This is a genomic window from Actinokineospora sp. (assembly GCF_050699995.1).
Lineage (GTDB): Bacteria > Actinomycetota > Actinomycetes > Mycobacteriales > Pseudonocardiaceae > Actinokineospora.
Genome location: NZ_JBOHGC010000314.1, coordinates 1 through 13440 on the forward strand (window position 1 = coordinate 1; position 13440 = coordinate 13440).

General features: G+C 69.8%; 12 protein-coding genes and 2 pseudogenes. 4 read left to right on the forward strand and 10 right to left on the reverse strand.

The features are described 5' to 3' along the window. Nucleotides 1-54: 54 nt before the first annotated feature. The 9 genes and pseudogenes from katG to ACRDSQ_RS15610 all read right to left on the reverse strand — a co-directional run bounded on the left by katG (nucleotide 55) and on the right by ACRDSQ_RS15610 (nucleotide 7744). A complete protein-coding gene (katG, locus tag ACRDSQ_RS15570; protein WP_431421894.1) occupies nucleotides 55-2259 on the reverse strand; it encodes a catalase/peroxidase HPI in 2205 nt (734 codons plus the stop codon). Nucleotides 2260-2320: 61 nt separating this feature from the next. Next, nucleotides 2321-2752 (reverse strand): Fur family transcriptional regulator, encoded by a 432-nt coding sequence (locus ACRDSQ_RS15575; RefSeq protein ID WP_431421896.1) that lies wholly within the window; start codon nucleotides 2750-2752, stop codon nucleotides 2321-2323. 143 nt (nucleotides 2753-2895) lie between these two features. Beyond that, complete coding sequence (locus ACRDSQ_RS15580; RefSeq protein ID WP_431421897.1) at nucleotides 2896-3168, reverse strand: hypothetical protein; 273 nt, start codon at nucleotides 3166-3168, stop codon at nucleotides 2896-2898. 12 nt (nucleotides 3169-3180) lie between these two features. Further along, nucleotides 3181-3321 carry a hypothetical protein gene (locus ACRDSQ_RS15585; protein WP_431421898.1) on the reverse strand — a complete coding sequence of 47 codons (141 nt, stop codon included), beginning with the start codon at nucleotides 3319-3321 and terminating at the stop codon, nucleotides 3181-3183. Between the two features lie 61 nt (nucleotides 3322-3382). Next, nucleotides 3383-4822 (reverse strand): putative glycoside hydrolase, encoded by a 1440-nt coding sequence (locus tag ACRDSQ_RS15590; RefSeq protein WP_431421906.1) that lies wholly within the window; start codon nucleotides 4820-4822, stop codon nucleotides 3383-3385. A gap of 18 nt (nucleotides 4823-4840) precedes the next feature. Continuing rightward, nucleotides 4841-5535: pseudogene (locus ACRDSQ_RS15595) on the reverse strand (glycoside hydrolase family 3 protein); the annotation flags it as partial. Between the two features lie 12 nt (nucleotides 5536-5547). Next, the gene (locus ACRDSQ_RS15600; RefSeq protein WP_431421899.1) at nucleotides 5548-5853 is read right to left on the reverse strand and encodes a hypothetical protein; all 306 of its coding nucleotides are present in this window, start codon (nucleotides 5851-5853) and stop codon (nucleotides 5548-5550) included. Nucleotides 5854-6087: 234 nt separating this feature from the next. Then, nucleotides 6088-7263 (reverse strand): hypothetical protein, encoded by a 1176-nt coding sequence (locus ACRDSQ_RS15605; RefSeq protein WP_431421900.1) that lies wholly within the window; start codon nucleotides 7261-7263, stop codon nucleotides 6088-6090. A 64-nt stretch (nucleotides 7264-7327) separates the two neighbouring features. Next, nucleotides 7328-7744: a MarR family winged helix-turn-helix transcriptional regulator gene (locus tag ACRDSQ_RS15610; RefSeq protein WP_431421901.1), complete on the reverse strand. Its 417-nt coding sequence runs from the start codon at nucleotides 7742-7744 to the stop codon at nucleotides 7328-7330. A 99-nt stretch (nucleotides 7745-7843) separates the two neighbouring features. Here ACRDSQ_RS15610 and ACRDSQ_RS15615 point away from each other — a divergent pair, with 99 nt between their 5' ends. Further along, nucleotides 7844-8272 carry a DUF6069 family protein gene (locus tag ACRDSQ_RS15615; protein ID WP_431421902.1) on the forward strand — a complete coding sequence of 143 codons (429 nt, stop codon included), beginning with the start codon at nucleotides 7844-7846 and terminating at the stop codon, nucleotides 8270-8272. A gap of 3 nt (nucleotides 8273-8275) precedes the next feature. On the opposite strand, the pseudogene ACRDSQ_RS15620 reads toward ACRDSQ_RS15615, so the two are convergent. After that, nucleotides 8276-9804 (reverse strand): annotated as a pseudogene (locus ACRDSQ_RS15620) (GMC oxidoreductase). A gap of 209 nt (nucleotides 9805-10013) precedes the next feature. On the opposite strand from ACRDSQ_RS15620, the gene ACRDSQ_RS15625 reads away from it, so the two are divergent. From ACRDSQ_RS15625 to lexA, 3 genes are all read left to right on the forward strand, one after another. Further along, on the forward strand, nucleotides 10014-11942 hold the full coding sequence (locus ACRDSQ_RS15625) for an FUSC family protein (protein ID WP_431421903.1): 1929 nt from the start codon (nucleotides 10014-10016) through the stop codon (nucleotides 11940-11942). A 76-nt stretch (nucleotides 11943-12018) separates the two neighbouring features. Further along, complete coding sequence (locus ACRDSQ_RS15630) at nucleotides 12019-12615, forward strand: GNAT family N-acetyltransferase (protein WP_431421904.1); 597 nt, start codon at nucleotides 12019-12021, stop codon at nucleotides 12613-12615. A gap of 36 nt (nucleotides 12616-12651) precedes the next feature. After that, a complete protein-coding gene (gene lexA / locus ACRDSQ_RS15635) occupies nucleotides 12652-13314 on the forward strand; it encodes a transcriptional repressor LexA (protein ID WP_431421905.1) in 663 nt (220 codons plus the stop codon). The last annotated feature ends 126 nt before the right edge of the window (nucleotides 13315-13440 follow it).

Here is a 13440-nt window from a genome sequence, read left to right on the forward strand (position 1 = left end):
AGCTAGACCTGATGTCCAGGTCGGCCGCCGCGCGGCCGACCTGGACACCATGAATCACAGGAGGTCGAACCGGTCCAGGTTCATGACCTTGTCCCACGCGGCCACGAAGTCGCGGACGAACTTCTCCCGCGAGTCGTCAGCGGCGTAGACCTCGGCGACCGCGCGCAGCTCCGAGTTCGAGCCGAACACGAGGTCGGCGCGGCTGCCGATCCACTTGACGGTGCCGGTGGCGCGGTCGCGGCCCTCGAAGGTCTCCGCGTCCTCCGACGTCGCCTTCCACTCCGTGCCCATGTCGAGCAGGTTCACGAAGAAGTCGGTGGTCAGCGACCCCGGGGTCGTGGTGAACACGCCGAGCTGGGACTGCTGATGGTTGGCGCCCAGGACCCGCAGGCCGCCCACCAGGACGGTCATCTCGGGCGCGGTCAGGGTCAGCAGGTTCGCGCGGTCGACCAGGAGGTACTCCGACGGCAGCCGGTGGCCCTTCCCGCGGTAGTTGCGGAATCCGTCGACGGTCGGCTCGAGCGGGGCGAACGACTCGACGTCGGTCTGGTCCTGCGTGGCGTCCGTGCGGCCCGGGGTGAACGGGACCTCGACGTCGAAGCCGGCGTCCTTGGCGGCCTTCTCGACGGCCGCGCAGCCGCCGAGCACGATCAGGTCGGCGAGGGAGACCTTCTTGCCACCCACCGGCTGAGCGGTGTTGAATCCCGCCTGGATCCCCTCCAGGGTGGTCAGCACCTTCGCCAGCGTGTCCGGGTTGTTGACTTCCCAGCCGCGCTGGGGCTCCAGGCGGAGGCGAGCCCCGTTCGCGCCGCCGCGCTTGTCACCCGCGCGGAACGTCGAGGCCGACGCCCACGCAGCGGAGACGAGCTCGGCGACGGTCAGCTCGGAGGCGAGGATCTGCCCCTTGAGCGCGGCGACGTCGGCGGCGTCCACGAGTTCGTGGTCGACGGCGGGCACCGGGTCCTGCCAGATCAGCGTCTCCTGCGGGACCAGCGGTCCGAGGTAACGCTGGATCGGGCCCATGTCGCGGTGGGTGAGCTTGAACCAGGCGCGGGCGAACGCGTCGGCGAACACGTCCGGGTTCTCCAGGAAGCGCCGGGAGATCGGCTGGTACACCGGGTCGAAGCGCAGCGCGAGGTCGGTGGTGAGCATCGTCGGGGGCCGGGTCAGCGAGCCGTCCTCCGGGTCGGGCACGGTGTTCGCGCCCGCGCCGTCCTTCGGCTGCCACTGGTGGGCGCCCGCGGGGCTCTTGGTCAGCTCCCACTCGAAGCCGAACAGCGTCTCGAAGAACGTGTTGTCCCACTTGGTCGGCGTGGGCGTCCAGGTGACCTCGAGGCCACTGGTGATCGCGTCGCGGCCCTTGCCGCTGCCGAAGGTGTTCTTCCAGCCGAGGCCCTGCTCCTCGATGGTGGCGCCCTCGGGCTCGGGTCCGACGTGCTGGTCGGGGTCGGCCGCGCCGTGCGCCTTGCCGAAGGTGTGCCCGCCTGCGATCAGCGCGACGGTCTCCTCGTCGTTCATCGCCATGCGGCGGAACGTCTCGCGGATGTCGCGGGCCGCGGCCAGCGGGTCCGGGTTGCCGTTGGGGCCCTCGGGGTTGACGTAGATCAGACCCATCTGGACGGCCGCCAGCGGGCTCTCCAGCTCCCGGTCACCGGTGTAGCGCTCGTCGCCGAGCCAGGTGCGCTCCGGGCCCCAGTAGACGTCCTCGTCCGGCTCCCACACGTCGGCGCGGCCACCGGCGAAGCCGAAGGTCTTGAAGCCCATCGTCTCCAGGGCGCGGTTGCCCGCGAAAATCATCAGGTCGGCCCAGGAGATCTTGCGGCCGTACTTCTGCTTGATCGGCCAGAGCAGCCTGCGCGCCTTGTCGAGGTTGCCGTTGTCGGGCCAGCTGTTGAGCGGCGCGAAGCGCTGCATGCCCGCGCCGGCGCCACCGCGGCCGTCCTCGATGCGGTACGTGCCCGCGCTGTGCCACGCCATCCGGATCATGAACGCGCCGTAGTGGCCGAAGTCGGCGGGCCACCAGTCCTGCGACGACGTCATCAGCTCGTCGACGTCCCTGGTCAGGGCGTCGAGGTCGAGCGTGGCGAATTCGGCGGCGTAGTCGAAGTCCCCACCCATGGGGTCGGACGCGGCGGAGTGCTTGCGGAGGATCGCCAGGTTGAGCTGGTTGGGCCACCAGCCGCGGTTTCCGCCACCCTCGGTCGGGTGGTTGAGCCTGCCTACCGAGACCGGGCAGCCGCCCGCCCTCTCCTCGTTCATCTCTCCAACGACGGCGTCAGGACTGTCAGACACGGGAATCCTTCCAAGATGAGATGCGTGCTCAGGAACTGGTTGTGGTGGAACAGCCAGGGCACAGGCCCCAATAGATGACCTCGGCCTCGTCGATCGCGAAGCCGTGGTCGTCGGAAGCGGTGAGACACGGCGTGTCGCCGACGGCGCAGTCGACATCGGCGATGGCGCCGCAGGACCGACACACGACATGGTGGTGGTTGTCCCCGACCCGCGCCTCATAGCGCGCCACGGAGCCAGGCGGTTCGATCCGCCGCAGCAGGCCTGCGGTGGTCAACGCGCGCAGCACGTCGTAAACGGCCTGGTGGGAGACCCCGCCGAGACCTTCGCGGACAGCGCCGATGATCGAATCCGTGTCGGCGTGCGGACGGTCGTGCACCACGGACAGCACGGCCACCCGGGGCCGCGTCACGCGCAGCGAAACCCCGCGGAGCATGCGCTCGAAGTCCGATTGAGTGGGCACGGGACCGAGTCTGCCGCATTTTCTGGAATCAATCAAGATTTACCCTCGCACCCGCGGACGCACGTGCGGGCAGCGCGAGCAGGACGAAGGTCCGTCCGCACGCCCGTCCCGACCGGTCCGCCCGGCGCGCCTAGCGTCGCAACTCAGCCGACCCTCGGCAGGAAGGCGGCCACCGCGCCGACACCCGGGCCGCCGCAGCGGCCGTGCTCCTCGGCGGCCGGCGCCCGCAGCCAGGTGACCACCTTCGACATCCGGCCGGTCGCGAGCACCGTGAACTCCCGGCTCACGCAGGCCTTCACGATCGACGAGGCCCCGTACGCCGCGGTCGCGAGCCTGCCGCGGGCGCCGGGGTTCGGGTCTCGGCCGGGTTCGCCGAACAGGCTCGGCAGCACCGCCGTGCAGCCGAGGTCGGCCACCCGTTCGGCGAACTACAGCACCTTGGGCGGGATGCCGGGCATCTCCGCCATCACGATCACCGCGGGTCCGCTCCCCCGCCGCAACACCACGCGGGTCGTGCCGTCGTGGGTGAACGAGCCCCGCTCGAACCCCGTCAGGTCGTGGTCAGCCATCGAGACGACATCCGCGTTCGCATACCGACAGAATTCCGGTAAAGCGGTGCCGCGCCCAGGGTCAGGTCAGCTCCGAACAAGGCGTGGCGTCGGGGTCGGCCGCCGCCTTGGGCACCCAGCGCACGTTGGCGAAGGACGCCTGGAACGGGCCGTCGGTGTAGACCAGGAACGGGGTGTTGACGTTCTCCAGGTCGAGTCCGACGGCGGCGAAGCAGTCCACGGGGATCTTGACGGTGGACTTCACGCCGACGGGCAGACCTTGGAACAGGGTCGTGGCCGCGACTTCCGACATGCACGGATATCCACAGTGGACTCCGAGGACCGTCCGGTTGGCCGGAGGCTGATGGATGACCACGTCGAACACCACGGCACTGTCGGCGTTGAGGTAGGGCCGCAGATCCGTTCCGCCCGCAGGGTTCTGGAGGTAGACCTGCCCCGGCCCGGCGCCGGTCCAGGTCGTCTTGAGGGCGTCGCCTTGGACGTTGACGTCGGCCGGGACCACGGAGATCGAGCTATGCGCCTCGGTCAGGTCCGGGCCGATCTCGGTGCCGCCCCAGTTGTCCGGCGATCCAAGGAAACTCTTGTACGGCGCGACATCCTGTCGGACGAAGACCTCCAGGTCCTCGTCGGCGTTGCCGCCCCCGCCGCCGCCGCAGCTGTAGCCGGGTGAGGCCTCATCCAGGGTCGGGACCGACCCGGTCTGTCCGTCGCGCAGGCCGTAGCCCAAGCCGAACAGCGGGTCGTAGCCGTCCATACCCGGGTTCAGCGGCGTCTGGCACGCCGAGCGGGGCCACGAGTACGACAGCGATCCCGTGAATCCGCGGCCGCGGTTGGGGCCTCGGACAAGCAGGTCGGCGACGCCGCCGCCCTCGGTGCCGGGCAGCCACGCGGCGACGAACGCGTCCGAGCGGTTCAGCTCGCGGTTGACGTGCAGCGGGCGGCCGGACACCAGCACGGTCACGACGAGCGTTCCCTTGCCGCTCACCTTGTCCAGCACCGCGATGTCGGCGGGCTGCAGGCGAGCCAGTTCCAGGGTGCGGCGGGTGAGGTCGTCGACGCCCTCGGCGTAAGGGGTCTCGCCGATGACGGCGATCACCGCGTCGAACCCGGCCGGGTCGACGTCACCGGTCTCGCTGAATGTGACGTTGCCCGTGCCCAGGACCTCGCGCAGACCGCCGAGGATGGTGGTGCCGACTGGGAAGTCGTCGTTGGTGTTTCCGGTTCCCTGCCAGGTCAGGGTCCAGCCGCCGGTCTGGTTCTGCATGCTGTCGGCGCTCTTGCCGACCACGAGCACCTTCGAGTCGCGGGCCAGCGGCAGCACGTTTCCGTTGTTCTTCAACAAAACCTGTGACTTGCGAACCGCGTCGCGGGCCAGCTCCCGGGCCCGCAGGGACTCGGTCGACCCGGCGTGTTCGCGCGCCGACGGCTTGGGCGCGTCGAACACCCCCGAGCGCAGCTTCACGCGCAGGATGCGGGTGACGACGTCGTCGATGCGGGCCATCGCGATCTCGCCGCGCTCGACCTGGGCGACGGTGTTCTGGATGAACGCCTCCCAGTCGTTGGGGACCATCACGACGTCGATGCCCGCGTTGATCGCCTTGGCGCAACTCGCGTTCGTGCAGCCGTCCACCTGGCCGATGCCGTTCCAGTCGGACACGACCAGGCCGTCGAAGCCCATCTTGCCTTTGAGGATCCCGTTGAGCGCTAAGTCGCTGCCATGCAGCTTGCCCTCGGTCACACCATGCTCGGTGTTGGTCCAGCTGTTGAACGACACCATGACGGTCTGCGCACCCGCCGCGAGCGCGCCGTAGTAGCCCTGCCCGTGAATGTTGATCATCTCGGCGGGCGAGGACGGGTTGACCCCCTGGTCGCGACCGCCTTCGGTGCCCCCGTCGCCGATGAAGTGCTTGGCCGTGCCGATCACGCGGTCCGCACCGATACGCAGCGGGTGGCGGCCCTGCAGCCCGCGGATGGCCTCCCAGCCGTAGGCGCGGGTGATGCGGGGTCCTCGGAGAAGCCCTCGTACGTGCGGCCCCAGCGGTCGTCGCGGGCGACGGCCAGGGTGGGGGCGAACGCCCAGTCCTGCCCGGTGACCCGGATCTGCTCGGCGGTGGCGGCGCTGACCGCCCGCACCAGGCACGGGTCGTGGGCGGCGCCGAGACCGATGTTGTGCGGGAAGAGCGTCGCGCCGTGGACGTTGTTGTTGCCGTGCACCGCGTCGATGCCTCAGATCACCGGGATCTTGGTCCGGGTCGATTTCGACGCCGACCAGTAGGCGTCGGCCAGCGCCAGCCACTCCCCCGGCGCGGCGTGCTTGTCCGCGTTGGGCCAGGACCCGCCACCGTTGAGGACGGAGCCGATGCCGTACTGGCGGACCTCGTCGGGGGTGATCGCCGCGATCTCCGGCTGGGTCATCTGACCCACCTTCTCCGCGAGCGTCATGTCCGCGACCATCCGCGCGACGCGCCACTCGTCCACCGGGTTGCGCACGAAGCTGCTGCGCACCTTGGGCCAGTCCGAGAGCGTGGGCAACCGCTCCTCGATGCGCGCACATCCGTCCGCCCCGAGCGCGGGGTGCCCCACCACCGGCTGCCCGGCGCTCTCAGCCGGATCAGCGGTCGCGGCCCGCTGACCAGCGTCGCCCCCAGCACCACGGCAAGCACGATTCGACCCGCACGCTTCCGATCTCCGTGTGCCATCTGCAGTCCTCACGCTCGGCGGCGACCAGCACCCACAGCACGCCCGGCGGGCGGCCCGGTCGAATGCTCATCCACGGCGGCCCAGTCCGTCAATAGAACTTTCGGTGGAACGTGGGAGCGCTTTCACGCCCCGAACAATGGGACCGGTGCTGGAGACCGCGCTGATGGTGGTCGCGCTGATGGTCGAGGAGGACGGGGCGGTCGTGGTCGTGGGTGACGCGGGCGGGGACGACGGTTTCGCGGTCGTGGTGAGGGCGTCCGGGCCGATCGCGATCCGGACGTCGGCGGCGCCCGCGTCGGCGGCGAGGACGGTGACGGAGATGTCGGCGGCGGCGAGCGTCTGTCCTACTGGAACGGACTTCTCCCCGCCGCCGTCGATCAGATGGGCGGCCTGATACTTGCCGCCCGGGACACGGTAGACGTTGACGCCGCGCGGGACTGAGCGGTCGACGCCGCCGGGGGCACGGTACTCGACCACGAGCCGGTCACCGCCGAGTGGCACGCCGACCACGCGCGTGCCGCCTGCGGACTCCGGCGCGTGCAGCGCGACCAGACGCACCGACGTGGTCGCCGTCGGGCTGACCCGGCGGCCCGCGGCGAGCCACTTCATCGAGACCAGTTCCGGCGCGCCCAGGCCGACCTCGGCTCCGCCGCCGCCCATCGGCGTGCGGCCGCTGTGGCCGTCCTGCTTGCACCCGGCCACCTTTCCGGGCTGACAGATGTCGCGCACCTGGTGGTTGAAGCCGAGGTTGTGCCCCAACTCGTGCAGCACGGCCGCCTGGTTCAGATGCTCGGCGGGGAACCAGGTTCGCTTGCCGGGCATCTCCCCGAGCCCGCCCCAGCCGCAGTCCGCCTTGGCGTTGGGGAAGATGACGGCGAGGTCGTCGTGCGGGACGTCCGCGAGGACGCTCTCGGCCTTCGCGACCATCGCCTTGGTGTCGCAGGTAGCCGCGATGTCGAGGCGGACCGGGCCGAGGACCTCGCCGCCCGCGAGCGTCATCGTGCGCCGCCCACGACTCTGCGCGGCGTAGTAGCGCGCGGCCGAACCGGGCGCGTCGAAGAACAGGTCGCGGGCTTGGCGTTCGAGCCCGGGCACATCGGTGAGTGCGCTGTCATCGAACTCGACCATGACGACGGCGACGCGCCGGGCGGTCGGTTCACCGACAGCCGGTCCCGCGACACCGAGGACGGCCGCGACCAGAACGAGGGCTGAAACAAGGGGCTTCGATGCAGACGAAGTCATGGTGCATGATCGTACATGCGCGCAAATTGGCGACTTCATGCATGATCTTGCAACAATAGGACGCCTAGGTCGCGAGCAGTTTGTCCAGCAAGGCTTCGAGTTGGACGCGCTCCGCCTTGCCAAGGCGGGCCGACAGCGTGGAACGAGCGGCCACCCGGTTGGCGAGTTCGCCGCGCAAGGCCATTCCCTCGTCGGTGAGGCTGAGCAGTTTGACGCGACGGTCGGCACCGGGGACGCGTTCGATGAGTCCGAGCCGTTCCAGGCGGTCGGCCAGGCCGGTGACGTTGGAGGCGTCGCAGGACATCGTCGACGCGAGGTCACGCATCGGGACCGGTTGCTCCAGGTCGAGCAGGGTGCGCGCCTGAAGGGGCGTGAGGTTCAGCGACGCGGCGACGGCCTCGAAGTCCTGCTCCATCCGCCGCACGACGTGGAAGAGCTTGACGCTGAGGTCGCGCGCTTCGGCCAGGCGGGCGGCGTTCATCGACCCAGTCTACCCACGACCTCAATATTTGATGACCTCAACTACTTGTGTCACACTGAACCCAGTTACTTGAGGTGGTCAATCTTTCAGGAGGTCAATATGTCCGTCCTTGCTGCCGCGCCCCCGACCCAGACCGTCAGGGGCGCGCTGACTGTCGGCGCCGTGGCCGCGATCGGTGCGGCTGTGGGAAATCTGCTCGTTCTGCTCGTCGGGCGACTGGCGGGAGCGGACATGTCCGTGGTCCAGGCAGGCGCGACGGAGGCGATGACGCTCGACGCCGGGCTCGTCGCGCTGATGACCGCGCTGCCGGTCGCGATCGGCACCGCGGCACTCGCGGTGGCCACCCGCTGGGGCAGGCGCGGATGGATGACGGTGGGGTGGCTGGGACTCGCGGTCGGGCTCCTCACGACGGTGTCGCCGTTCACCGTCGGAGCGACGACCAGCACGGCCGTCACCCTGGCGGGCATGCACGTGGTCACCGGAGTCGTGTGGTTCGTCCTGGTGCGACGGAGTTCGCCGCCCGCCTGAGGGTCACAGGTCGGTGGCGATGATCTTCTCGATGTTCCGCTCGGCGAGCGCGGTGATGGTGACGAACGGATTCACGGTGGTGTTGCCGGGGATCAATGCGCCATCGATGACATAGAGGCCTGGGTGCCCATGCAGCCGCCCGTAGTTGTCGGTCGCCTTGTTCAGCACCGCGCCGCCGAGCGGGTGGTAGGTGAGGTGGTCGCCCCAGATCTTGTAGGTGCCGAAGAGGTCCGTGCGGTAGATCGTCCCCTCCCTTGCGTTGATCTTGTCGAAGATTGTCTTGGCCGCGTCGATGGCAGGTTGCTTCCACGCGGTCTGCCAGTTCAGGTCCACCTTGCCGGTCGCGGCGTTCCAGGAGAACGCCGCCCGGTTGGGGTTCCTCGTGATCGACAGATAGAGCGAGGCGTAGGTCTCGATCCCGGTGGGCAGCGGCGCGACCTCGGCGAACGCGCCGCCCGCGTCCCAGTTGTCGATGCCCGCGGTGGGCATGGACGCCTGGACCTTGCCGGTCGGGTCCCGCATGTGGTTGGCGCGTCCGCACATGACGTTGCCGTTGTCGCCCCAGCCCTCGCCGATCTCGTCGTTCAAGCCGGGTAACGCGCCGGTGGCCTTGAGTTCCGTCAGCAGCTTGCTGGTGCCGACACTGCCCGCCGCGAAGAAGACCTTGTCCGCGGTCATGGTCACCGACGCCACCACACGGCCGCTCATGTCGAGCCGGTCCATGACCACGGCGTAACCACCCCCGGCAGCGGGTGCGACCGAGGTGACCTTGTGCAGCGCGGAGATGGTGACCTTGCCGGTGGCCACGGCCCGCGCGAGATAGGTGTGCTGCAACGTCTTCTTGCCGTGGTTGTTGCCGTAGATGACCTCGCCCGCCAACGCGGACTTCGGGACGGTCCCGGCCGCTTCCCGCTTCATATAGTCGAAGTCGTACACGTTCGGGACGAACACGAACGCGAACCCGGAACGCTGGGCGTGTTTGCGGCCCACCCGGGCGAACTGATAGCAGTCGGCGGTCTCCCACCACGCCACGTCGACGTGGTTGACGCCGAGCCCAGCGTTGGCCCGCGGGTAGTAGCGGGCGTACATCTCCTCGGCGTCCACCGAGGGAAGCACGGCCCCGAAACGCTCGCGCCTGGGCGTGACCGCCATGCCGCCGTTGACCAGCGACCCTCCCCCGACACCGCGTCCCTGATAGACCGTGATGCCGCTGAACTCCTCGGCGTCGAGTATGCCGGTGTGGAGCGGGACGTCCTTGTCGATCGGGAAGCCCAGGAAGTTGTTGATCGGCTGCATGGTGCGGGTGCGCAGCCAGAACGACCGGTAGTCCGGTTTGGTCGTGTTGGCGAAGATATTCCCGTCTGACCCTGGGGTGTCGCAGGACATGCCCATCTCGACCAGGTGCACGCCGACGCCCGCCTCGGCCAGGCGCAGGGGGCCACGGCGCCGCCGTACCCGGTGCCGATGACGAGGGCCGGAACGTGCGTCGCGGCGGACGCGTGCGCGCGTCCACCGAGCGCCGCGACTGCCAGAATGGAACCTGTTCCTGCGAGCACGCTGCGTCGGGAGACCCGCTTGGAGTCGTTGCCACTTAGAGGTTCAGTCGTCATGTGACGTTCACCACTCTCGTCGAAGTGAGAACAAGTTATACTTTGGTTCGCAGCGGAAGTCACGACCTACCTGAGGACAGGGGCAGGTGAGCAAACCCTGGGCGTTCCGGCGGCGGACTAGCGTGTCCGTTGTGGAATCACCCCAGGGTCCCCGTCCACTCAGGGACGTCGCCGCGCCACACTGGCTGAGGCAGCTCGCGCGGCTGCGACCCGCGCGCGCGGACTGGCGGTTGGCGGCACGGGCCGCGCTCGCCGTGGCGACGCCGATCGCCGTCGGAATGGCGTTCGGGCGGCTCGACCTCGGGGTGCAGGCTTCGCTTGGGGCGCTTTGCGCGACGTTCATGGCACGGTCGGGGCCGTATCGGTTTCGGCTGCGCCGCATCGGTTTCTCGGCGTTGGCCGGGGCAGTGGGCTTCCTTGTCGGCGGGCTGGCGGCGGGTCATGGGTGGGTCGCGGCGGCGGTCGTCGTGGCGCTGGCGGGGATCTCGGCCACGGTGTCCTCCATCGGGGCGAACGCGTCCGCGGCGGGGCTGATGCTGCTGGTGTTCGGTGTGCTCGGCACCGGTCAGGCGGGTGCCTGGCATCCCGTCGCCGCGACCGGGTGGTTCGTGGTCGGGGCGGGGTGGACTTTGTTCCTCGCGATCGCGGCCTGGCCGGTGCGGGCGACCGTCCCCGAACGGGCGGCGCTCGCGTTCGTCTACTCGCGGCTGGCCGACCTGCTGACCGTGGTGGGCACGCGCGAATCCGGCTTCGCCCGGCAGCGCCTCACCGCCGCCATGAACGAGGCCTACGACGCGCTGCTCACCGCGCGGTCGCGGCTGGAGGGACGCGACGCCGACTACCGGCGGCTGTTCGTCTTGCTCTCGGAGACCACGCCGGTGGTCGAGGCCGCCGTGGCGCTGCACAACGCGCGGACCCCGCCGCCGGGGGCGCTGGTCTACGCGGTGATCGCCATCGGCGCCGCGATCCAGGAGGACGCTCCCCCGCCGAAGCTCGACCTGGCCGACGACTCCCCCCTGGCCGTCGCGCTGAGCGGTGTGGCGCGCGAACTCGGGGGCGAGGCACCGCCCGCGCGCACTGACCGATCCCGACCCGACCGGCGGGAGCGGCTCGCCGGGTACCTCGACGCCCTGCGCCCGGGTCCGGCCACGTGGCAGTTCGCCGCCCGGCTCGCGTTCTGCGTCGGGCTGGCCGAGGTGGCGTCGCGCCAGCTGCAGCTCGACCGGTCGTACTGGGTCACCCTGACCGTCGCGCTGGTGCTCAAACCGGACTTCGGCTCAGTGTTCGCGCGTGCCGTCCAACGCGCGGTCGGCACGGCATTCGGCGTCGTCCTCGGCGCGGCGGTGCTCGCGGTGAACCCGGGCGGCTGGGCGCTGGTGGCCTTGGCGGCCCTGTTCGCCGGTCTGCTGCCGGTAGGGCAGGCCCGCAACTACGGCCTGTTCTCGGTCTTCGTGACTCCGCTGGTGATCATGCAGCTCGACCTCGGCCAGGCAGGCAGCTGGGCGCTGGTCTCCGCCCGGCTGGTCGACACCGCGATCGGCTGCGCGATCGTCCTGGTGTTCGGCTACCTGCTCTGGCCCGGCAGCCGAACACCCCGCCTCGGCACCGAGATCGCCACCGTCACCCGCACCCTCGCCGCCTACGCCGACCGCGCGCTCGGCGCCGACCGCGGCGACTGGTCGACGTCGCGCCGCAAGACCTACCGCCAGCTGTCGGACTTGCGCGTCCAAGCGCAGCGGCTGATCTCCGAACCCTCGCGAGCGGGCAGGCACGCCGCGGCGTGGTGGCCCGCGATCGTCGGGCTGGACCGGATCACCGACGCGGTCACCGGGGTCGCCGTCGATCTCGCGCACGGCTCCGCGCGGCCCACGCGGGAGGAGGTCGACCGGATCGTGGCCGCCCTCCACGAGGTCGCCACTGCCATCAGCGAGGAACGCGAACCCCGCGACCCGCCCACACCCGAGTCGCCGGACCTGACCACGGTGAGCACCAACCTGCTCGCCCTGTACGACGCGCTGCGCGGCCCCAACCTCACCGGGCGGCGCGACAGAAGGCGATGACCAGAAAAGTGGCCTCCTGAAATGACGTAGCCGTGGCCATACTGGAAGGCCACCTTCCGCCCCTAGCGTCGGTCGTGTGAACGATTGGCAGCACCGACCGACCCTGTCCGGCACCTACGTCACCCTGGCCCCGCTCGCCGAGGACCACGCCCCCGGCCTGTTCGAGGCGGGCAAGGAACCGAGCATCTGGAACTGGCTCAGCACGCGCCAACCACAGTCCGTCGCCGACACCGAGCGGATGATCGAGGCCGCCCTGGCCGACCCGACCCGGCTCCCCTTCGTCCAGTCGGACGCGGTCACCGGCGAGGTCGCGGGCACCACATCGCTCTACGAGATCGACGAGCGCCACCGCGGGCTCTACATCGGCCACACCTGGATCGGCGCGCGGTGGCAGCGGACCGCGCTGAACACCGAGGCCAAGCTGATGCTGCTGCGCTGGGCGTTCGACCACCTCGGCGCGCTGCGCGTCGGGTGGCACACGGACAACCGCAACGAGCGGTCGCAGCGGGCGATCGAACGGCTCGGCGCGACCCGCGAAGGCGTGCTGCGCGCGCACAAGATCCGGCCGGACGGCACCGTGCGGGACACGGTCGTCTACTCGGTCACCGCCACGGAGTGGCCCGAGGTCCGAAATGGACTCGAAGCGAGGCTTGAGCAGCGCCCGGCGCGTTGATCCACCCGGTCATGATCGAGCCCCTACGATTCCCGGGTGACCGCCTACGACGACTTCGGTGCGTTCGAGCACCTGGACACCTCGACCCTGCCGCCGCGCCAGCAGCGCATCCTCGCCACCATCCAGGAGTGGGTGGTCCGGCACGGGTATTCGCCGAGCACCCGGGAGATCGGCGACGCGGTGGGCCTGCGGTCGTCGTCGTCGGTGTCGAAGCACCTGGCGAGCCTCGAGGAGCGGGGGTTCCTGCGCCGCGGCACGAGCGTGTCCCGGCCGATGGACGTGCGGCTCTTCCTGCGCGAGAACCCGTCACGACAGCCCGCCGACGACTCGGTGTCGGTGCCCGTCGTCGGCCACATCGCGGCGGGCACGCCCATCACGGCCGACGAACACCTCGACGACACCTTGAACCTGCCGCGGGAACTCACCGGGCGCGGTGACGTCTTCGGTCTGCGCGTCCGGGGCGAGTCGATGGTCGACGCCGCGATCTGCGACGGCGACATCGTCGTGGTGCGCAGGCAACACGAGGCCCACTCCGGGCAGATCGTCGCCGCGATGATCGATGACGAGGCCACAGTCAAGGTCTACCGCCGCCGCAACGGGCACGTCTATCTTGAGCCGCGCAACCCGGAGTACGACGTCATCGACGGGGACAACGCGGTCATCCTGGGCATCGTCGTCTCGGTACTGCGCAGCATCTAGCTAGTACTACAGCCGCAATGTGTCATGCTTGATGCGTTGTCGCTGGTAGTGGCTTCGGCGGGCTCTGGTTTGGTGGAGTCTGCGCCAGTGTGACCAGTGTTCGGTGTGTATTTCGGGGTGGGTTGG